Origin of the sequence: Flavitalea plasmicola (genome assembly GCF_030546645.1) — a bacterium.
GTDB lineage: Bacteria > Bacteroidota > Bacteroidia > Chitinophagales > Chitinophagaceae > Puia.
Window position 1 is genome coordinate 784,376 of record NZ_JAUOTO010000003.1, and the last position, 20,362, is coordinate 804,737.

Annotated in this window: 20 protein-coding genes; 19 read left to right on the forward strand and 1 reads right to left on the reverse strand. The window is 53.3% G+C overall.

All coding sequences use genetic code 11. The annotated features are described in order from the left end of the window. Positions 1 to 31 precede the first annotated feature (31 nt). The 19 genes from Q4E93_RS13235 to Q4E93_RS34445 all read left to right on the forward strand — a co-directional run bounded on the left by Q4E93_RS13235 (position 32) and on the right by Q4E93_RS34445 (position 18,714). Entirely contained in the window at positions 32 to 349 is a 318-nt protein-coding gene (locus tag Q4E93_RS13235) for a DUF4134 domain-containing protein (protein WP_303585898.1), read from the forward strand. Between the two features lie 11 nt (positions 350 to 360). Beyond that, positions 361 to 702, forward strand: coding sequence for a DUF4133 domain-containing protein (locus Q4E93_RS13240; protein ID WP_303585900.1), 342 nt, complete (start codon positions 361 to 363; stop codon positions 700 to 702). 50 nt (positions 703 to 752) lie between these two features. After that, on the forward strand, positions 753 to 3,212 hold the full coding sequence (locus Q4E93_RS13245) for a TraG family conjugative transposon ATPase (RefSeq protein WP_303585902.1): 2,460 nt from the start codon (positions 753 to 755) through the stop codon (positions 3,210 to 3,212). Positions 3,213 to 3,223: 11 nt separating this feature from the next. Next, positions 3,224 to 3,976, forward strand: coding sequence for a conjugal transfer protein TraI (locus tag Q4E93_RS13250; RefSeq protein ID WP_303585903.1), 753 nt, complete (start codon positions 3,224 to 3,226; stop codon positions 3,974 to 3,976). Between the two features lie 9 nt (positions 3,977 to 3,985). Then, complete coding sequence (locus Q4E93_RS13255) at positions 3,986 to 4,627, forward strand: hypothetical protein (protein ID WP_303585904.1); 642 nt, start codon at positions 3,986 to 3,988, stop codon at positions 4,625 to 4,627. Between the two features lie 50 nt (positions 4,628 to 4,677). After that, positions 4,678 to 5,331, forward strand: a complete 654-nt coding sequence (locus tag Q4E93_RS13260; RefSeq protein ID WP_303585906.1) for a TerB family tellurite resistance protein — start codon at positions 4,678 to 4,680, stop codon at positions 5,329 to 5,331. A gap of 54 nt (positions 5,332 to 5,385) precedes the next feature. Then, positions 5,386 to 6,474, forward strand: a complete 1,089-nt coding sequence (gene traJ / locus Q4E93_RS13265; protein WP_303585908.1) for a conjugative transposon protein TraJ — start codon at positions 5,386 to 5,388, stop codon at positions 6,472 to 6,474. 45 nt (positions 6,475 to 6,519) lie between these two features. Then, entirely contained in the window at positions 6,520 to 7,137 is a 618-nt protein-coding gene (traK, locus tag Q4E93_RS13270; RefSeq protein ID WP_303585910.1) for a conjugative transposon protein TraK, read from the forward strand. Positions 7,138 to 7,176: 39 nt separating this feature from the next. Beyond that, on the forward strand, positions 7,177 to 7,611 hold the full coding sequence (locus Q4E93_RS13275) for a hypothetical protein (RefSeq protein WP_303585912.1): 435 nt from the start codon (positions 7,177 to 7,179) through the stop codon (positions 7,609 to 7,611). Between the two features lie 33 nt (positions 7,612 to 7,644). Beyond that, positions 7,645 to 8,934, forward strand: a complete 1,290-nt coding sequence (traM, locus tag Q4E93_RS13280; protein WP_303585913.1) for a conjugative transposon protein TraM — start codon at positions 7,645 to 7,647, stop codon at positions 8,932 to 8,934. A gap of 10 nt (positions 8,935 to 8,944) precedes the next feature. Next, entirely contained in the window at positions 8,945 to 9,811 is an 867-nt protein-coding gene (locus Q4E93_RS13285; RefSeq protein WP_303585914.1) for a DUF8473 domain-containing protein, read from the forward strand. Between the two features lie 38 nt (positions 9,812 to 9,849). Beyond that, positions 9,850 to 10,626: a phosphoadenosine phosphosulfate reductase domain-containing protein gene (locus Q4E93_RS13290; RefSeq protein WP_303585915.1), complete on the forward strand. Its 777-nt coding sequence runs from the start codon at positions 9,850 to 9,852 to the stop codon at positions 10,624 to 10,626. A 45-nt stretch (positions 10,627 to 10,671) separates the two neighbouring features. Next, the gene (locus Q4E93_RS13295; protein WP_303585917.1) at positions 10,672 to 11,259 is read left to right on the forward strand and encodes a hypothetical protein; all 588 of its coding nucleotides are present in this window, start codon (positions 10,672 to 10,674) and stop codon (positions 11,257 to 11,259) included. Positions 11,260 to 11,316: 57 nt separating this feature from the next. After that, complete coding sequence (locus tag Q4E93_RS13300) at positions 11,317 to 11,604, forward strand: hypothetical protein (RefSeq protein ID WP_303585918.1); 288 nt, start codon at positions 11,317 to 11,319, stop codon at positions 11,602 to 11,604. Positions 11,605 to 11,649: 45 nt separating this feature from the next. Next, a complete protein-coding gene (locus tag Q4E93_RS13305) occupies positions 11,650 to 11,928 on the forward strand; it encodes a hypothetical protein (RefSeq protein ID WP_303585920.1) in 279 nt (92 codons plus the stop codon). Between the two features lie 282 nt (positions 11,929 to 12,210). After that, positions 12,211 to 12,999, forward strand: coding sequence for a hypothetical protein (locus Q4E93_RS13310; RefSeq protein ID WP_303585922.1), 789 nt, complete (start codon positions 12,211 to 12,213; stop codon positions 12,997 to 12,999). Positions 13,000 to 13,129: 130 nt separating this feature from the next. After that, positions 13,130 to 16,753 (forward strand): hypothetical protein, encoded by a 3,624-nt coding sequence (locus Q4E93_RS13315; RefSeq protein WP_303585924.1) that lies wholly within the window; start codon positions 13,130 to 13,132, stop codon positions 16,751 to 16,753. Between the two features lie 318 nt (positions 16,754 to 17,071). After that, positions 17,072 to 18,163: a hypothetical protein gene (locus Q4E93_RS13320; protein WP_303585925.1), complete on the forward strand. Its 1,092-nt coding sequence runs from the start codon at positions 17,072 to 17,074 to the stop codon at positions 18,161 to 18,163. A gap of 389 nt (positions 18,164 to 18,552) precedes the next feature. Continuing rightward, a complete protein-coding gene (locus tag Q4E93_RS34445) occupies positions 18,553 to 18,714 on the forward strand; it encodes a helix-turn-helix domain-containing protein (protein WP_368501882.1) in 162 nt (53 codons plus the stop codon). Positions 18,715 to 19,032: 318 nt separating this feature from the next. On the opposite strand, the gene Q4E93_RS13325 is transcribed toward Q4E93_RS34445, so the two are convergent. Beyond that, entirely contained in the window at positions 19,033 to 20,310 is a 1,278-nt protein-coding gene (locus tag Q4E93_RS13325; RefSeq protein ID WP_368501883.1) for a site-specific integrase, read from the reverse strand. Between the last annotated feature and the right edge of the window lie 52 nt (positions 20,311 to 20,362).

A 20,362-nucleotide genomic window follows, 5' to 3' on the forward strand; every position in this document is an offset into this window, starting at 1 on the left:
GTGATTTTTTAACCTTAAACATAGTGTGATTATGAGGTGCAGGATTTTGTGGAAAAGGGGTGGACTGCTGGGCGGCGGGATGTTTATGCAGGTGTGGGCATTCGCACAGACAGCGGACGGTAACCAGGGGCTTAACCAGGCTAATACGATGGTGCGAGGGTACTATGAGACGGCGACTAATTTGATGTTCGGCATCGGCGCGATCCTGGGGATCGTGGGTGCCATAAGGGTTTTTTCGATGTGGATCAACGGTGAGCCGCACATGGGTAAGGTGGCGGCTATGTGGTTCTCGGCCTGCATATTCCTGGTGGTGGTGGCTACAGTCATTAAATCATTTTTCGGATTGTAACTGCGGGGGAGATGGCAACGAAGAGCTATAGTATCAACAAGGGCATCAACCGGCCCATCGAGTTCCGGGGTTTGAAGGCTCAGTACATTGGATATCTCGCGGCATGTGTGGTAGGATCACTGGTGGGATTTGGCGTGTTGCACGCCTGCGGGATCAGTCTTTATGTATGTACGCCTTTGACCCTGGGCCTCGGCGGGTGGATGGTTGCAAGGGTCTTCCGGATGAGCAAACGGTACGGGCAATACGGGCTGATGAAAAAGAGCGCCCGCAAGCAGCTGCCGAAGGCGTTACTATCGAGGTCAAGAAAAATGTTTATTCATTTATACAGGGATTACGTTTGGACCGCTAAGTGAGGGGATATGGAACGGTGCGTTGAATGCCTGTGAAAAGAAGGGAGTGTGTTATGTACGGACAACTGGATGAGCGGCTGCCGATCTTCGAGGTGGCGGATGACTGGCTCGTGAACAAGATGGGCGATGTGGGTATCGGACTGGAAGTAGAGAAGCCGGAGCTGTACACGCTGGGGGAGAATGACTACGAGACTTTGCACCAGTCATTTGTAAAGGGGTTGAAGGCGCTGCCGGACGGAACCGTGTTGCATGTGCAGGATATTTACCGGAGGGAGCGGTATCGGGCGGAGCATTCGCCTGGCGGAGCGAGCTTCCTTGGCCGGGCAAGCGAGCGGTTTTTCGAAGGGCGTCCCTTTTTGCGGCACCAGTGCCATATGTACCTGATCCGGAGGCCGGCTGGGCGGAAGGCGGTGACGTCGGCGTCATCGGGATTGCTGCGGAAGGTGCTGGTGCCGGCTGATACGATCGATATGCAGGCTGCACGGGCGTTCGAAGATGCGGTGATGCAGTTTGTTCGGATACTCGAAGATTCGGGGTTGATGAAGGTCAGGAGGCTGAGAACAATGGAATTGGTAAGTACGGAGAAGAAGGCTGGAAAGATTGAACAGTATTGTTATCTGCTGGACGACCAGGAAAGGCCGGTGATCCGGGACATTGGACTGGGAGATCATGTGCGGGTGGGTGATCAGGAGGCTGTGATGTTTACGCTGGCGGATGCTGAAGGGTTGCCGGGGAAATGCTCGCCGTCGGTGGGATATGAAAGGTTCAGTACGGAGAAGACGAGGTTTCCTGTTGGATTTGCGGCCGGGTTGGGTTTGTTGCTGCCCTTCGATCATATCTACAATCAGTACATCGTGCTGGAAAATGCGGGGGCGGCGATGCGGCGTCTGGAGCGTAAGCGGCTGCGTCTGCAATCCCTGGCGAAGTATTCGCGGGAGAACGCGCTGGCGCTGGAAGCCGTGAATGCCTTTCTGAACGAGGCGATCAGCCAGCAACGGCGGCCGGTGAGATTTCATGCGAATGTGCTTGCCTGGACGGATCAGCCGGAGGAACTGAAGGAGATCAGGAAAAGGATCGGGTCGGCGATGGCGGCAATGGATGCGGTGGCGCACCAGGAGACGGTGGGGTTGCGGCAATTGTGGTGGGCGGGGATACCGGGGAACGGGGGCGACCTGCCGGAGAACGAGTGTGTGGATACTTTCCTGGAACAGGCCTGCTGTTTCCTGGGAATGGAGTCGAATGTGCGGAGTGCGGACCGGGGTATCCGTTTCGGGGACCGTATTACCGGAAAGCCTGTCAACCTGGATCTGTTCAACCACCGGGCGCTGACCAATCGGGGGGCCTTTGTCTGCGGTAGCTCTGGCGGCGGGAAATCCATGCTTTGTGCGCATATATTCCGATCTCTCTACGATGCCGGCGGTCATATCGTGGTTGTCGATATTGGGGGCAGCTATAAGGGGCTTTGCGAGTTGGTGGGTGGGTACTATCTGACGTATAGGGAAGAGGACCCGATCCGGTTTAATCCGTTTTACCTGGCTCCGGGGATTTCTCTGGATACGGAAAAGAAGGAGAGCCTGAAGGCATTACTGGCTACCCTTTGGAAACAGGAACACGAAACCTTTAATCGGAGCGAATATGTGGCTTTATCGAACGCCTTGCAGGGTTACTACGCCCGGCTGGAGGGGGACTCTTCGATCTTCCCGTGCTTCAACAGCTTTTATGAATTCCTTCAATCGGACTATGTATTGTCATTGAAGGAGCAGGGGGTAAAGGACCGCGACTTCGACATCGAGAATTTTCTGTACGTGCTGCGTCCTTATTTCCGGGGCGGCGAATTCGACTACCTGCTGAATGCTACGGAGAATCTGCAGCTGCTGACGGAACGATTCATTGTCATAGAGCTGGATGCGATTAAAGATCATCCGATCCTGCTGCCCGTGGTTTCCCTGATCACGATGGAACTAACGATGACGAAGATGCGCAGGATTCCTTCGGTGCTGAAGGCTTTTGCCATCGAGGAGGCCTGGAAGCCCATGATGCAGGCGGGTATGTCACAATTCATGAAGTATGCCTGGAAGACGTTCAGAAAGCTGTATGGGATCCCGATGGTGGTCACCCAGGAAATTGACGACCTGTTGAGCTCTCCGATCATCAAGGAAGCGATCATTGGGAACTCGGATATTAAGATCCTGATGGATATGCGCAAGTTTGTTAACAAGTTTGATGCGCTGCAATCCACGTTAGGGATGTCGGAGAAGGGGAAGACGATGCTTTTTTCGGTGAATCGGGCCAATGAGCCAGGGCGCAGGTACCGGGAGTTCTATGTGGAGCTGGGTGGTGAGGTGATGATGGTCTTGCGGTATGAGCCGTCGCCGGAGGAATACTATACGTATACGACGGAGGCCAGTGAAAAGGTCAAGGTGATGGAATATGCGCGTAGGCATGGGAGTATGGAGCGGGGGATCGAGGTATTAGTGACGGAGCTGGAGCATGGGCGCCGGCAGGGGAAGTAAAACCATAGGGCATGGAAAAGAAAAAGAATTGTAGGACGGGTGAAGGTGTGGACAAGGGCAGGTATGCCGAAAGGGATAACAGGATGGGGCGCCGTGGAGCAATGGTTGGGCTGGCGCTTCTCCTGGCCTGCCTGGCGCCGGGTCGATCGGACGCGCAGGGTCTGGATATTATATCGGTCATTAATTCGGCGGTGAAAAGGGTGATCGTGGCGATGGACCTGAAGATTGTGCGGATGCAAACGGAAACGATCGGTCTGCAGAATGAGGAAAAAGCGGCGGAGAACGAGATGCAGCAGTCGGAATTGTCCGGGATCATTGGCTGGGTGCAGGAGCAACGGGATCTTTTTGCTGGTTATTACCAGGAACTGCGGGAAGTGAAGAATATTATTGCCGCGTACGAGGAAGTAAAAACGATGATCGATAAGCAGGGGAAGATCATCGCCGGATACCAGCAGGCGTATGCTGTACTGCGGCAGGACAAGCATTTTAGCGCGGATGAGCTTAGTCATCTATCTGCTGTGTTGTCCGGGATTGCGCGTCAGAGTAGTCAAAACCTCAGTCGGCTGACGATGGTGGTTACCAGCCTGCTGACACAAATGGGCGATGCGGGTCGGTTGGAGATCATTGACGAGACGGGAAACGATATCGACCGGAATTACCGGGACCTCGCGCAGTTTAGTCAGGAGAGTTTCCTGCTTAGCATGCAGCGGGCCCGGGATGCTAATGATATCGCTGTTACGAGGGCGTTGTATGGGATGCAATAAAAAGTAATTATGAAACGGGTGTTGTGGGTATTGTTGTGTATGGGACTGGGGTTCGTCGGGAATGCGCAAACATTTGCGGAATGGTTTAAGCAAAATTCCACCCGGCGGAAATATTACGGGAAGCAGATCGCGGCGCTTCAAATGTACATTGGGCAGGTGGAGAAAGGCTACCAGCTCGTCGAGTCGGGCCTGGGAACGATCCGGGATATCAAGTCGGGGGAGTACAACATGCACAATGCCTTCTATACGGCCCTCGGGGAGATCAATCCTTCCATTCGAAACCTGGCTGAAGTGATCGAGATTGCTGCCTTGCAGGTCGCCATTGTGGAGCGGTTTACGGGGGTGCTGGCGCGGTACGGGGAAGATTCCCATGGACATAGTGATCAGGTAGCCTATCTCTCCGAGGTATATACCTCCGTGTTGAACGCCGGACTGGCGGATGTGAATGCCCTGCTGGACATTCTGACGGTGAATAAGCTGCAGCTATCGGATGATCAGCGGGCGGGGCGTATCCGGAACCTGGATACAGCCATGCGGGACAGGTATGCCTTTACGATGGTTTTTACGGACCAGGCGGATTTGCTGGCGCGGGAGCGGCAGGCGGAGAGGGCTAACCTGGGGGTGGTGAAAGGGTTGTATGGGATTCCATAGGGGGGGCTCGGGTTGGTGACCGGTAGTTTACGGAAAGACAAAAATGGTTTATGAAAAAGAAAATGAGCGGGCGGCGGTGGTTGATCTTCTTACTGCTGCTGGTATTGCCGGCGAGGGATTTGCTGGCGCAATCGGTGGCGGACAATATTGAGCAGTTGCTCCTGGACGTGCAGAAGCTGTCTCAGCTGAAGCAGATCCTTGCGGAGATGTGTCAGGGGTATACGATCGTGAAAAATGGATACGAGGACATCAAGCGCCTGAGCCAGGGGACGTTTTCTCTTCACAAAGCTTTCCTGGATGGACTGCTCGCGGTGAGCCCGGCGGTTAGCTCTTATGCGAAGGTGGCGGACATTATCAGCAAGGAGGCGAGATTGGTTAAAGACTGTCAGGAGGCGAACAGGTATTTTCGAAACAGCGGGCGGTTTACCGCGCAGGAGCTGGGTGTTTTTTCTTCGACGTATGGCAATTTGCTGCAACGGGGATTGAAGAATATTAATGAGCTGTCGATGGTGATCACGGGCGGCGCGTTGCGGATGAGCGACGCAGAAAGGTTGTCGGCAATTGACCGGATCGATGGGGATATGACGGGGCAGCTGAGCTTCCTGCATACGTTCAATAATAATGCGGCGCTGCAAGCGGTGCAACGGGGTCAGGCGGCGCAAGACGCTGCAACGGTCAGGGCCTTGTATGGGATCGGGCCATAAGCAAGTGGTTAGTGTTGCGTGAATCAGACGGGGAAACGTTTAAAAAAGATTGACATGGCAAAGAGGGGTTGGGTTTTCCTGGCGTTGGCCGGGGTAGGAATGGTATTGCCGGCAGGGGCGTGGGCGCAGGATGCGCCGGTGACGGGGCTGTCTACGAATATCAAGGGGTTACAGGCTACGCTGGAGCATGTATATGGGACGATGATGAGCCATTGCGGGGAACTGATGGGAGTCGGGCAGGGGCTGGCTGGTTTCGGGGCCTTGCTGTATATCTCTTACCGGGTGTGGGGGCACCTGGCGAGGGCGGAAGCGATCGATTTCTTTCCATTGCTGCGGCCGTTCGCGCTCGGATTGCTGATCTCGTTCTATCCTGCCTTTATCGGGCTCGTCAACTCGGTGCTACAGCCGGTCGTATCCGGCACGGCGGCGCTGGTAGATGATGCGAATGCGGCGAACACTAGGCTCTTGCAACAAAAGGAGGCAGCGCTGGAAAAGTCGACGGACTGGCAGATGTATGTCGGACCGGATGGCAGCGGCAGCCTGGAAAAATGGGAGCAGTACAGCGGGGACGCGGCGTCCGGAGCGTTCTCGGGTTTGACGAACGCCCTGAAGTTCCAGCTGGCGAAGATCAGCTATAATTTTCGTAACGGGGTGAAGGTGGCGCTTTCGGAAATACTGGAGATCGTTTACGAGGCGGCCGCTTTATGCATCAATGCGCTGCGAACCTTTGAGCTGGTGTTGATGGCCATCCTGGGACCGCTGGTGATCGGGTTGTCGGTGTTCGATCCGTTCAAACACGTATTGTCGGCCTGGCTTGGCCGGTACATCAATGTATTCCTTTGGCTGCCGGTGGCGAATATCTTCGGGTCTTTATGCGGGCAGATCCAGGCGGAGATGATCAGGATAGACATCCAGCAGGTGCAGGCGTCGGGAGCTACGGCTTTCGGGCCGACGGATGTCGGCTATATGATCTTCCTGATCATCGCTATCATCGGGTACTTCTGCGTTCCGTCGATCACCAACCATATTATCAATGTCTTTCCATCAGGGGGCGGCTCGCTGCTGAGCCGGGTGTCGGGGGCTGGACGTAGTGCAGCGGCGGTGCCTGTGCAGGTCACCTCGGGTAGTTCGGAGGTTTCATAGGGGCTTTTAGTTACGGATATGTGCGAACGATAAAAATGAGGGGTTATGTTTCCGAAGACAAGAAATCTGGAATCGTCCTTCCGGCTGATCAGGGGGACTTGCATGGTAGTGATCGTTGGGGTTTTGGGCCTGGGCGGCTATATGTTCTTTGTCGCCAGCGAGGCGGTGAGCCGGGCGCAGGGGCGTGTTTATATCCTGGCGAACGGGAAAGTGCTGGAAGCGTTGGCAAGCGACCGGAAGGAAAATATACCGGTGGAGGCCCGGGATCATGTGCGGACCTTTCATGGCCTGTTCTTCACCCTCGACCCCGACGAAAAGGTGATCGGGGAAAATCTTAGCCGGGCGCTGTACCTGGCGGACGGATCGGCCAAACGGGTTTATGAGAACCTTAAAGAGTCGGGTTATTATGCGAATGTCATCAGCGCGAATATCAGTCAGCGGCTGGTAATAGATAGTATCCGGCTCGACATGGCAAATTATCCTTTTTACTTCCGTTGTTATGGGCAGGAGACGATCATCCGTACGACGAGTATCGTCACGCGGGACCTGGTGACGGAGGGATGGCTGCGGGATGTTTCGAGGTCGGACAATAATGCGCATGGATTCCTGATCGAGCGGTGGAGCATTTTGGAGAACAAAGACGTAAAGGTGGAACAGCGATAGCTCTTTTTACATGTAGTGTGCTATCTAAAAATTAAAATGATGAAAAGGAAATCAAAGGAGCGGCTGCCATCGCTGATCTCTCTCATGAGTCAGGCGGCGAGGGATAAGGGCTTTATGCATAACCTGGCAATGCGAATGCAGGAGCGGGCTGCCAGGATCAAGCCGGGAAGACTGCGGTGGTATTGTTTTGTCTTTTTCCTAGTGGCTGGATTAGCACAGACCTGGATATTTACGAACGGCTTTGATTGTACCAGGAAGGCGCCGGATTTTTCTTCGATCCGGCAGGCGGCAATGCAGGGCGAACCGGTGCGTCAGGGCCGGCAGTCGGAAACTTCCTTTAGCCGAAAGTGGGATAGCCTGATGACCGACCCGCTGTTTAGAAAAAGCTGGGACAGTTTGTTGATGGCGAGGCCGGAAATGGCGGAGACGTTGAAAGCGTTGAAGGCAATGGATTCGTCGGAATGGAGATGGTAAGGTCGTTTTTTTTAGTTCTTAAAAATCTGGTGTATGGAAAAAATGAGGGGAAAGTACAATGAGACGTACTTGCGTAAGCGAAAAATGTTATTGGTGGTGCCGGTGATCCTGATACCGATGATCACATTGGGCTTTTACGGACTGGGTGGGGGAAAGGGCGGTAAAGGCGGCGTAGCGATCTCTGTGAACAAGGGCCTTAATATGAGCCTCCCGGATGCGCGATTTGATGCAAAACGGAAAAATCTGAACAAGCTGGGGTTTTACAAGCAATCGGAGCAGGATTCCCTGAAGATTAAAGAGAGCCGGAAGATGGACCCTTATTATGCGGGAGAGGATACGGTGGCCCGTTGGCGGCTGTCTTCTTCGGCACGGAACGATTCGGGCTTATCGTCGAAATCCACGGCAGGTGGTGGATTATTCATTGAGCACTCCGCCACGGATGCACAGGCGGGGGCGCTGTTAAATAAGCTGGATCAGTTGAAAGGGGTGCTGAACCGCCAAGAACAGGAAGCCGTGCCGGGAGGAATGTTTTCGGGGCGGGTACCGGAGAAGCCAGTTTTGTCTGTTGGGGGAGGGCCTGCTACTTCTTATGCGGTGACTTCGGGCCGGGAAGCCCCGGGCGACCCGGATCTCGACAAGTTGAATACGCTGATGGATAAGGTACTGAAGGTGCGGTATCCTAGTGATCCTCCTTTGCTCGATAGTGCCGTCCCTGCACGGGAGGATCGCCCGGTGCAGGTCCTGGCGACACCGCCGTCGGAGGAAATGGTAACTACGCTGCCGCTGGATGAAAGCGCGGAAGGAATGGAAACGGGCTTTATCGAGCTGGATGAGGGAAAGCGGGTGGATTCCCTGGCGTCGCCTATGATCACGGCGGTGGTGGATGGGGCGCAAACGCTGGTGCCTGGAGAATCGGTTTCTCTGCGCATTGCGCAGGAAGCGGTGGTCGGAGGAGTGCGGGTACCGAGGGGTACGGCGATGGCTGGAAAGGCTAGTCTGTCGGGAGAGCGGCTGTTGGTCAGTGTTAACTCCATCCGCCTGGGAAATCAGGTGGTACCGGTGGCGTTGGACGTGATTGATATGGATGGGATGCCCGGCTTCCATGTCAAGGGATCGATTAACAGGGACGTCTCTAAAGAATCTGCCGATCAGGCCGTGAGTTCCCTGGGAATGACTACGCTGGATCCCGGCGTCGCGGGACAGGCTACAGCTGCAGGTTTACAGGCGGCGAGAACCTTGTTGAGCCGAAAGGTGCGTTTGGTGCGGGTGGGGCTGCCGGCAGGATATAAGGTGTTATTGAGGAATACAAAATTGAACCGTTAATACGTGAGGTATGAAATCGATGTTTTTGGGTCGGACGGCCCTGTGGGGTTTTGTCCGGGAGATAGTGCTTGGTTTTTTGTGTATGGGCATCGTGTTTTCGCTTCGTGCCCAGGAGGCTGGGTTCCGCCTGGAAGGCATTGAAAGCCGGACCTTGCCCGTGACGGGCCGGAAAATGACGAACGTCATCTTTCCTGTAGCTATCGCTGCCGGCGTTCGGGTGAGCAAGGATGTGCTGGTTCAAAAAGTCAAAGGAGTGGAAAATGTGATCGAGCTAAAGGCTTTGCGGCGGGATTTTCCCCCGACAAATTTATCTGTTTACGGGAGGGACGGGCGGTTATACTCTTTTGTATTGCGGTATGTCGATGATACCGCCATTCTGAATTTCCGGGTGGTAGGGGACGGTGACGGAGTGATGCACCCGGTGAGATTGACTGGCTGGCCCGTGGACCCGGAAACTTTGCGGGCCTCTGCGCGTATAGTGGCGGCGCGGCGCGGGTTCTTACACCGGTGGGCAGCTGCTGACGGGCTGCTGCTGGGGTTGACGGGAGTTTATTTGCGCGACAGTTTATTGTGGCTTTGCCTGCAAATGAAAGACCTGACGGGAATGGGGTTTAGTCCTGGTTTCCTGCGGATCTATTCTGAAGAGCGGAAAAAGCTGAAGCGAACGGCCAGCCAGGAAGTGGAGCTTTCCCCGGTGTATTGCAGCGGGTTCGGCATTGTGCCGGGTAATGGGCGGCTGATGACAGCGGTCGGATTGTATCCTTTTGTCGTTGGCCGGGGTAGGCGGCTGGTGGTCTCGGTAGCGGATCCGTCAGGAGAACGGGTTGTGGTATTGAAGGTGAAAGGGAAGGTGTTGTTAAGGGTACGGAGGGGATGAGAGTGGATAAGGTGGAGTGATAACGAAAAGTGGGAGCGATGGAAAAGGATGTGCTGATGATCAGTTTCAGCGGCGGCCGTAGTTCGGCCTATATGACTGATCGGATTTTGAATACAAGGTGGGATGGGGAAGTGGTTGTGTGCTTTGCCAACACGGGCAAGGAAGCGCCGGAAACGCTGGATTTTGTGCATGCGTGTGATCTGCACTGGCAAGGAAAGGTGCATTGGCTGGAATACGACGCCCTGACGAGATTCCGCGAGGTTAGCTATGAAACGGCCAGCAGGAAGGGAGAACCCTTCGAGGCGCTGATCGACAAACGAGAATATCTGCCGAATGTAGTCTGGCGCTTCTGCACCCAGGACCTGAAAATACGGGTGATCAAGCGGTTCATGATGTCACTCGGGCACAAGCATTGGACTAATGCAGTGGGCATCCGGTATGACGAGCCGGCCCGCTGGGCGAAGACCCGTGCGATCGGAGAGCGGGAACGATGGGACACCTGGCTGCCATTGGTGGATTGGCGGATCACCAGGCCGATGGTGTTGGATTACTGGCGGGCAATGCCGTTCGACCTCCGGCTGGAGCATTATCAAGGTAACTGCGACCTATGCTTTTTGAAAGGGCGTAATAAGGTGCGTCGCCTGCTGTTGGAACAACCGGAGCTTGCGGCATGGTGGATCAGGCAGGAAGAAAAGGTCGGCGGGACCTTTCGGAAGGGGCTGTCGGTGCAGCGTTTCATGGACCTGATCCGTACTTCGCCCGCGCTATTTGACTATGAGGACCCGGATATTGAATGTTTTTGTAACTCGGATTAAAAAAATTGGCTAATAGGCAGAGGGTGCCATTTCAAAGGAAATGTCATGGAAATAATACTCAAAAATATATACGTCGGCGAAAGGTTGAGCAGAGAGACGACAGCGTTTCAGGCTACGTTGTATATCAACGGTTATAAAGTGGGCGCGATCAGTAACGAGGGGCAGGGTGGCCCCATCCTTTATCATCCCCTGGCGGACAAGGGTAACTTGCTGATCAGGGAAGCGGAGGCATGGTGCAGGAAACTACCTCCCGTCATTTTTCCTGATACGATGGTGGATGGGAAGCCTATGTCCATTCCGATGGAACTGGAGATCTACCTGGATAATATTATCACCGCCTGGCTGGAGCAAAAAGACCGGGAGAAGTTCCGTTGGAAAATGGAAAAGAAGATGGCGTCCGCCATAGTGTTTGGAATTCCGGAGAAGACATTCAGGGTTTTAAGATTCAAGACCCCGATCGCTTCCATGATCAAGTGCAATTCAGGAGTAGAACGGCTCCGGCGGGATATCCACAAGCTGGTACTTCCACGGCTGGCGGAAAATGAAAAGATCCTGAATACAAACATACCAGCGTCGATCATCAAAATGATGGAGGTGGGAGAGGGGAGGTGGGTGGAGCAAGGAAGGAGGTAACGAACTGGCAGGTGTGGTTGGAATAGGTGGAGGGAAAGGTAGGGGGAGGACTATGGTATGAAGCAGGTGCCGGAAGTAACGGATTTTATGACACGGGCGGAGCTGGATGCCCGGCTGGGACCGATGCACATCAGCCTGTATGTGGCCATCCTGCATTGCTGGTTGCGGCAAGGCGGGAGTGGACCGGCCAGGATCAGCGCTAGGGACCTGATGCCGATCTCCAAGATCGGCGGGTTGACGCCTATGTACAGATGCTTACGTGAATTGCATGAGTACGGGTATATCGTCTATGAGCCTTCTTTTAATCCAGCAGAGAAGAGTAAGGCGTTTTTGCGGTTGGAGTAGGGGTACTACATAGAAAGCCGTTCCGAGCCCGGAACGGGCCGGAAAATGACGAAGTCATTTTCCCAATGGATAGAAGGGCGGCTTGATAGTCTTAATGGGCATAGTACTTCCTGGTATGTCTTAGGTAATGGTGGCCGCCTCGGGCCGGGAGGGAGGAGGTACGACGACCGGACGGATCCGGGCGCCCGCCACCGTCGCCACCCGGCTGGCCGTGCTGCACCGGGAGGCCTTTCGCCGGGTTCGGGGTTTTGCGTGTTAGCGGCTTTACCCGGCGACAAGGCTGGGGGGCAGCTACCCGCGGTCGACCTTAGCGTTGAGCCGTAGCGGAGCGGAGGCTGATCATTAACGAAAGCGGCCAGCCGGCGGCAGGTGGCGGACATTAAGGAGGAGCGGCGCTGACGGGCCTTAGCCCGGCAGAGGTAGCCGCGGAGGGCAGCTTCGCGAAGGGTGGGCAAAACCATGCCAGGTACGGTAGGGGCGGAATTGTGGGTAGGACCTGGCGTGGTTTTATAAAATCAGGGCGAAGACTGCACACCTGTGGTCCTTTCGAAAGAGGCTGTCGTGCCGTACTCCAATGCGCATATCAGCGACTTAGCCAGAGGATACTTGAAAGACCCAACATATTCGGCTAGCCATCTGGCCAATATTGTCCGGCTGACCCAACAGCTATGCATTGTGCAATACTGGGGTGAAAGTGATGTTCGTTGGCACTACCGGGATCCGAGCGAATTCTTAGAATCAACCTTGGAAGAGCTGCGCCTGACGCCTACCAACTTCCGCACGTTATTGTATGTAGATGGTATCCCTGAAGCAAAATCGATCTGGGATGCTCAGTGCGTCGAATTTGAAAAGGTCGCATTGCCAGAAAATTTTAGTCAAATATTCGAGGTGAATCCCATCTTTGAAGTGATGTTCCCACGGACGAAAACAGCTATGAATATGCTGTCCATGTTGGAGGACATACTGGCCTTTTCCGCAACGATTAGTGCAGATTTTGTGTTGTATAAGCAATTCCGGCGGTATTTGACTACTGCCCAACAGCAGTTACCGGGGATGGTTGAGATGGCAAAGGCCTACGACAAATCGGGTACTATCCCCCAACGATTGACCTGGGACGACCTATGGGAACAGGCGGCGGTAAAGAAAAGGCTTAGCAGTAACGCAGCCTATGATCAGATCATCGATTTGTTTACGACAACGGATATGAAAGGCTACCGGCGCGATGAACGGTTTGCTAATCTCATCGATGATGCAATCCACTGTTTTTATGCGGCGCATGCTGCTTATTTTATTACTTTGGACAAACGGTGCGCTGACAAGGCAAAGGTGGTCTATAAACAACTGGGTATTGTGACAAAGGTCCTGACGCCAGCTGAGTTGGTGAGCTTACTGTAAGATGCCCTGAAGCTCACGCAGAAACAAACTGGATAAACTCCTTTCCTCGCGCACTTACCCCATAGACGCCCGTTGGGAGAAACCATTCTATCCTCGATGGGTTGCTAAAACAATTTCCTATTTTTGCAAGATGGCGAAGGTGAAGCGAAAACCGGTTCCAACCCCGATCAAGCAAAAACTGATGGCCCATACGGGCAACCAGTGCGCTATGCCAGATTGCACAAACCTGCTCTATGAAAATGACGTCTACCGGGGCCAGATCGCGCACATATACCCCGTGGGAGGACCGCCCGCACCGCGGCACGACCCTTCCATCACCCAGGCATTTATTGATTCCTACGACAATATGCTGGTGGTCTGCGGACTCTGTCATCCGGAAGTGGATCATGTCCCCCTTCTCTACACAGCTGAAGACCTCTTTACGATCAAACATAATCATGAAGCCAGGTTCAAAGACGCACCGGTGACGCCGGCCATCGAAGCGCTGACCGTGGCAGTCATTCAGCAACTCCAACAGCAGTTGGAGGTCATGCACGCTGAAAATACCCTGCTAAGAGAGCAAACGACCACCCTGACCAATGAGCTCCGGCGCCTGAACGAGCGGACACTTACCGCGCCGCCCGGCGACACGGGCACGGCGATCCAGCATGCCATGCTACAGCATGCAAAGACCTTGAAGCATCAGGGCCTGCATAAAGCGGCGCTCAGCATCTTGCGCCGCGATACTGACACCCAGCCACCACTCAGTCCAGCAGATCGGCACCGGTGGCAGGTCGAACTGGCCCTGACCCTCATGGACATGAACGATGCGGCCGGGGCCGCGCCGATACTCGTGGCACTGGCGGACGAGCCAACACTGCCCAAGAGTGCCAAAAGCCTGATCGCGATCGGCTATTTTCTCCAGGAGGATTACCTTGCTTCGGTCCATTGGGCGAAGGCTTCGATCCACGATGAACCGGATGAGGTCAACGGGTATGTTTGTTACGAGCAGCTGCGGGCAAAGCTCTCTCCCTCCCTCGTGCCCCCGGTGGAATGGCCGGCCGCCGTTGCGTCCAATGCGGTGCTGCTTGCCGCTCTCGCCCGGCTGCGGGAAGAGGAGGGCGATTATACGGCCGCTTGCGCGCTGTATAGCCGTATCGACTTTTCCGGGATCGAGCAACCCGTCCTGCGGCATGACCTGATGTCATATTACGGGATCGCCTTACTCAGCTCAATCCGGTATCCGGAGAAGATTCTGAAAGGCGCGCGCCCACCGGAGCTCATCTCAATCATCGACCAGGCACAAAACTATCTGACGGCGGCAAGAGACTACTTTTCTACCACCGAGCTTGTAGGCGAGCGCGTCTACCTCTATATCGACCTGGGCATCATTTACCAGCTGACAGGAGACGAAGCCCAGGCACGCTACCATTTTAGCCGGGCATTTGAGCTCAAGCCGTCCTTTACGACGCTCAAGTATTCCCTGGCCCATGCGCCAGACAAGGATTGGGACAGCCTGCTGAACACCGGATACCTCCTGCTCATGGATCCGAAAGAACGGATCGACCTTACAGTGATGGATGCTGAACGGCTAGCCATGACAGATAACATTGATCCGGCCTTGGCAAAGCTTGAAGCGATTTATGACGAGGTCCTCTCCTGCCCGGGCGATCATACTTTTTACTTTATCCTGCTGGGAGAACTGTTTTTACGAATGTCCCGCGAGACTGAACTGGATCAGCTTCTCACCTTGCTGGGAAAAAAGAACTATTCCCCTTTCGCGCGATCGGTACTTCATGCCAAGAAGAATCTTGTGGAGAAGGACCAGCCACACTATCACGCGCATAAAGATATGGTCTTTACCGCCGCGAGCGAGCTGGATGCGGGCTGGGCCCGGGGGATCGCCTACCAGGTGTTCACGGCGGCGGGGGATCATGGACTGGCAGCGGATGTCCTTGCGCCGCTCTGCGATCAGGCTTCGGTCACGTCATACACGCGAGACTTTGTAGAAAGCCTGTACAAAGCCGGCCGGTATCGGGTCTGTGCCGAATGGGCCACAGCCCTGCTAGCTCGGTTTCCGGGCGAAGGCGTATTCGTGGACACTCTCGCCACGATCTATGAATATACGGGCAACCGGGAAAAAGCCATTGCGCTGATCGAAGCATACCTCGGTCAGCATTCCTCCATGCTGCTCAAAGCAAAGCTGGGCATGCTCTTCAGCATGACCCATGCGTACGAACGCGCGCGGGCGATGCTCGGAGATGTCAAGGACTTTACCGCGCTAAACGCATCAACCCGCATGCACCTGGCCACCGCGTTGGCGGCCAGCGGCCAGGAACCCCGGGCGCTTGAGCTCGCCTATGAGACCTATCATCTCTATCCGGACGAGCCTTCGCTGGCGCCCGTATACCTGGATCTGCTGCTCGCCTATTGCTGGAACCATCCCCTGCTCCAAACGCCCGGGTGCATGACGGTAAACTGCACGATCCGGTTGCGGAGCGACGATGACGCCATTACGGTCACGCTTGTTCCGGAGCCACGGTTCGATACCGAGCGATCGCTGGATGACCCCATTGCTGCCATCTTATTGGGTCGTACATTAGGCGAAGAAGTCACGATCGAGGGCGGGCACTGGCTCATCGAATCGATCCAAACGAAATATAGCCATCTGCAGACCGTCTGCCAGAAGATCCACGATGCCACTCAGACGGGGCGGTCGGATTTCGAAGCGGAGAAAGAAGCCGGGGAACATGACGGCGTACCGGAACACAATTTACTCTTCGAGGTACTGGCCAACCGTTACGGCTGGAACCCGATCATGCTGTGGCTAAACCAAATCGAAAAAGGCGCGTTCCAACCGCAGGCGACGACGGTGGCTGAGCGCGAAACCAAAATTACCCCCTCGTTTCCGCTGCTTTTCGATGGCAGCGCGATTGTCATGCTGGCGCTGAGCGGCCAGCTCGACGGATATTTGGGATCGCTTCCGGGACCGATATACGTTTCCCGACGACTGCTGCGATACCTAGACGAGATCTTGAGCCAGTCACGCGCTGATCCATCGCGGCAGCGGTCCTTTTTTACCCTACCGCCGGCGGATATCACCGCTGATATGCAGCGTCTAAAAGAAACGATCCTTCAGAAATGCATGATCGCCGACATACCCATCCCGGCCGATAAACACCTCGAAGATCGACGGCGGAAAAAAATGGGCATTGGCAATGCGGATCTCATCACCCTCTGCCACGAAGGGGCCTACACGGTTGTGACGGAGGATGCGGTTTTTCGAGAGCAGTTGCACAACGAATTCCAACAACCCGCCCTATCATTATTGATGCTGTCCCATGCGCTGACCCAACAAGGGTTGCTCACCGGACGGACCATGGGTGCGGTGGGAGCCTACCTGATTAACAAAGGCTACGGGGGCGTCTTTGTGTCGAACCCCGTTATCCGGGCGGCGGTGAAGGCACCCGGCACCATTGCCGAACCCACCCGTAAGGCAATAGTCAGCTTTTTTGCCTACCTCGGCGCTTCTGTCGGCGTTGCTGCAACCGCGGAGCTCCTGCGCGACCTGTTCGAAGATAGTGAACTCACAGAAGCGGAGATCATCAAGGCAGCGTTGCGGGTGATCGTACTGTACCAGCTGGCCAGCAACGAGCGGGACGACCGCGTGCGGCTGGAGAACATGATCGGTCTGCTACTCCCCATCCCACAGCGACTGCAAACCTACCTGCAAAGCCACATCCAGCCCCAGCCGGATCTGGACATCCTGGATTAACCCTGCGTTGTCGTACCGCTATCCTTTGCGCTTCGCCGCCAATACAACTATTTGAAAGGCGGATCGTCCAATGGCGAAACCTTTATTCTGATATCGCTGTCCTTATAGACATTTCAGCTACTCTTAGAAAAAAAGGTGCCTATCTCTGTTGCAGTTTTATTGGAAGAGCTCATTCCCTGTAGCTGTGCCGGATGGTTATCGCATAACTTATAGCAAAATATTTTTTAGTTTAAATATTCGTATTTTTCAAGTCTATTACAATAGCGATTGCTACAGTATAGGGCCAAATAATTCATTGATGTTTAAAGTGTGTTTTTAATGCCAACCCAAGCAAGACAAAGTATATACAACCTGATCCTTGGAATGACGGAGGCTGACTGGAATTATTATGCACCAGCATATAATAACATCAGATTAGGAAAACCTTTCGTGGAAGATATCACTGCCGTTGATTTTATCTTGAGATTTTTTCAGAAAGGGGGCAAACCCATGGTTACGGAAAAATTTCAGGTACATACATTTGGACGGCCCAGAGCGGAACATACCGTCTCTGTCTTTTTTTTCGGCGTCCTGCTTTATCATAACATGGTCTTTCGACACAAAACATTTTATAAAGGGAAAGTCAATGAAAAATTTGACTTCTTTGCTTTCATATGGTTTATCACCGTGCTGGCCCATGATTTTACCTATTATAAGGAAGCGGATCCCGAACTCTTACAGGCTTGCCAGACGACAGATGAACTCATTGCCCATTTTGACATTCAATATAATTTATTGCAGGATGGTGGGGCACATGTGCCGGTAGCGCTTTGGAATGGAGTCCAACAATATTACCGCATGCGGCGTGAGGTAAGGGGTAAGGTGGATCATGGCATAGTAGCCGGAATGCTTGCCTATGATCTACTAGTGAAAAACAGGAAGCTTCAAAAAGCAGAGCGAAATAAGGAGTGGTTATGGGAAGATTATTTAGATAAAGAATATGCATATGCATCGACCACGATCGCGGTACATAATATTTGGCTACCAACCGAGGATCGGTTGGCAGATTACATCAAGTTCAATTTAGGGCATCTCTCGGAACATCAAAAGTTCCGGTTTACGGAGGGGGCATTGTATCATTTGCTCAGTATTGTAGATACCTTAGATCCCGTGAAAACGTACGGAGATGTTCGGGTAGGTAATGCCAATACACCTAGTGAAGCGCTGGACGAACCCAAACCCGATGCCATGACGATCCTGCAAAATGTTTTTTTATCTTTTCCTGATGAGCGGACCTTTGAGATGACGGTGTCGGGGCCTCTCGAACCAGACGATCTTATTAGGGACGGGATGAATCTCACTGCATTTTTGAATGTCAAAGTGACCCCTTTGGAAGATGGGATAAGAGTACGGGTGTTTAGTAGTGTATAGCGTGCTGGCCGGATTTACTATATTCGCAGTTCGTCGTCCTCTTCCATCTTCCTGGCTAAACTACGCATGCCCCGGTCCCAGAAAGTCGTCCTGTTCTTCTTTCGTAAACGTTTCTCCTCGAACTATACTATATGTGGTATAATACCTCCACTTGACAACTGAAGGTGAGTATTAGTGTGAACTTTAAAAAAGAGATTATCGGCTTTGAAAAATAGAATTATATTATTGCCTCTTTTATGTCTCTATTGTTTTTCTAAGTTTGAGGGGGCAATTTTGCAGGTATGAGTGTAGAGATTGTGACGAAGGAGGATTTGCAAACACTACGTTTTCAAATTGTGAGCGACATTAAAGAGCTGCTTGATCAGCGAGCGCGACCAGGGGAAGGCGACATGCGTGGCTTCCGGACCAGAGAGGTCAGGCATTTGTTGGGGTGTTCGCCTGGCAAGTTGAAGTCGTTATGTACAGGGGGGCGAATTAGGACGAAGAGGATAGGCGGAACGATCTACTATAACAAGGATGATGTTAAGCGCCTGTTGACGTCAGGTTTTTAAAAATCAACGAGGTGGAAGCGATGTGGATGGGGCGGCAGATGATTTTGTTTTACCGAATGTTAGCAAGCGATGACCGTTTGAGGCCACAACACGTATGCCTCTATTTTGCCATTTTGTCAATGGCGAAGGAAGAAGACAATTCCGGTATGGTTGCGGTGACGAGGAGGGAGTTAATGGAAATTTCCCGCCTGACGTCGAAGGCTACGTATCATCGGTGTATTCGTGAGCTGGAGTGTTATGGGTATATTCAGTACCGTCCGTCATATAATCCGTTTCTAGGGTCGAAGGTTGTTTTGAAATTCGTAGCTTGATGTTTGTCTATTTTTGTTGTTGCGCGGTCTCTTCGGCCGGCAATGTCTTTGCATAGCCTTTTAAAAATTTCTTTTTCTCCAGCCGTTTTTGCAGGACTTCCATGTCTTCAGCGATTTTCGCCGGAACTACTTTTGAATAGTGTTCGGTTTGGGCCAGGCGCTTGTGGCCCATCATGCCTTTTACGGAAGTAAGAGGGACGCCGTTCGATGTGGTAACGGTTGTTCCAAAAGTGTGCCGGGCGGCATGGGTCGTTAGGTTTTTCTCGATGCCGCAAATGGCGGCAATTTCCTTTAGGTATTCGTTGTACTTGGCGTTGCTGTATACGGGCAGGAGCAGATCTTCGGAGATACACCGGGGATGATCGCGGTATTTATCGAGGATTCGGCGGGTGAGCGGAAGGAGAGGTACTTTTGACGGTACTTTTGTCTTCTGCCGCTTTTTATCGATCCACAACTGCCCGTCATGCCCCACGGTGACTTCGGATTTTTTGAGTTGCTTGACGTCTATATAGGCCAATGAGGTGAGGCAACAGAAGATAAAGACATCGCGGATGACGGACAAGCGTTCGTTGTTGATCTCCTTGTTGGCGATAAGATGCAATTCCTGTTCAGTAAGGAAGACGGGCTCTACTTCGTCGAGTGTTAGGTTTAGCTTGGTGAAGGGATCGCCCTGGAGCCAGCCATTGTCTATGCAGGAAAGGATGATCTTCTTGAAAAAGCCCATGTAGGCGGACGCGGTGTTGTGGCTGCACTTTCTGATGGTTCTGAGCCAGGTGTAGAAACTTTGTCCAAATTCATGATCGACGGCATAGATGCTGATGTCGGTGAGCTTATATTTTAGGGTGACAAACTCCTTCAGATAGTTTAAGACCCGTTCGTGTTTTTCCCAAAGATCGTCGCTGCATTCGAGCCCGATCAAGGCTTTGACGGTGTCATTGTGGGCCTGGTAGACTTTAAATAACATCCGATTTCTTTCGGCAGCGCCGGATACAATGTCTCTAATGGCGACGGCGGAGATGGTTTTTCCGGTTTCGATAAGGGTTCGACGGGCTTCGTAAACCTTTGCCAGGACAATATCGAGATAGGCATTTAGCGCCTTCACCTGAGCTTCTTTGCCTGTTGCACGTCCCGGGTTGGGTTGCCACTTTGATTTCTCCCAGGTTCTTTTCATAGACAGTTCTTTCGAAATACCGTCCACAGTTATACGAAGGAATATAAGCCACGGCCCTGGCCGAAAGGGGCGAGGCTTGCGTAGAAAGAATAAGATGCCAAGACTTTTTTCCATCACCGGATCTCTCACTTTTAATGCGCGGTTTGCGCGGTTTACAAAGGTAGAA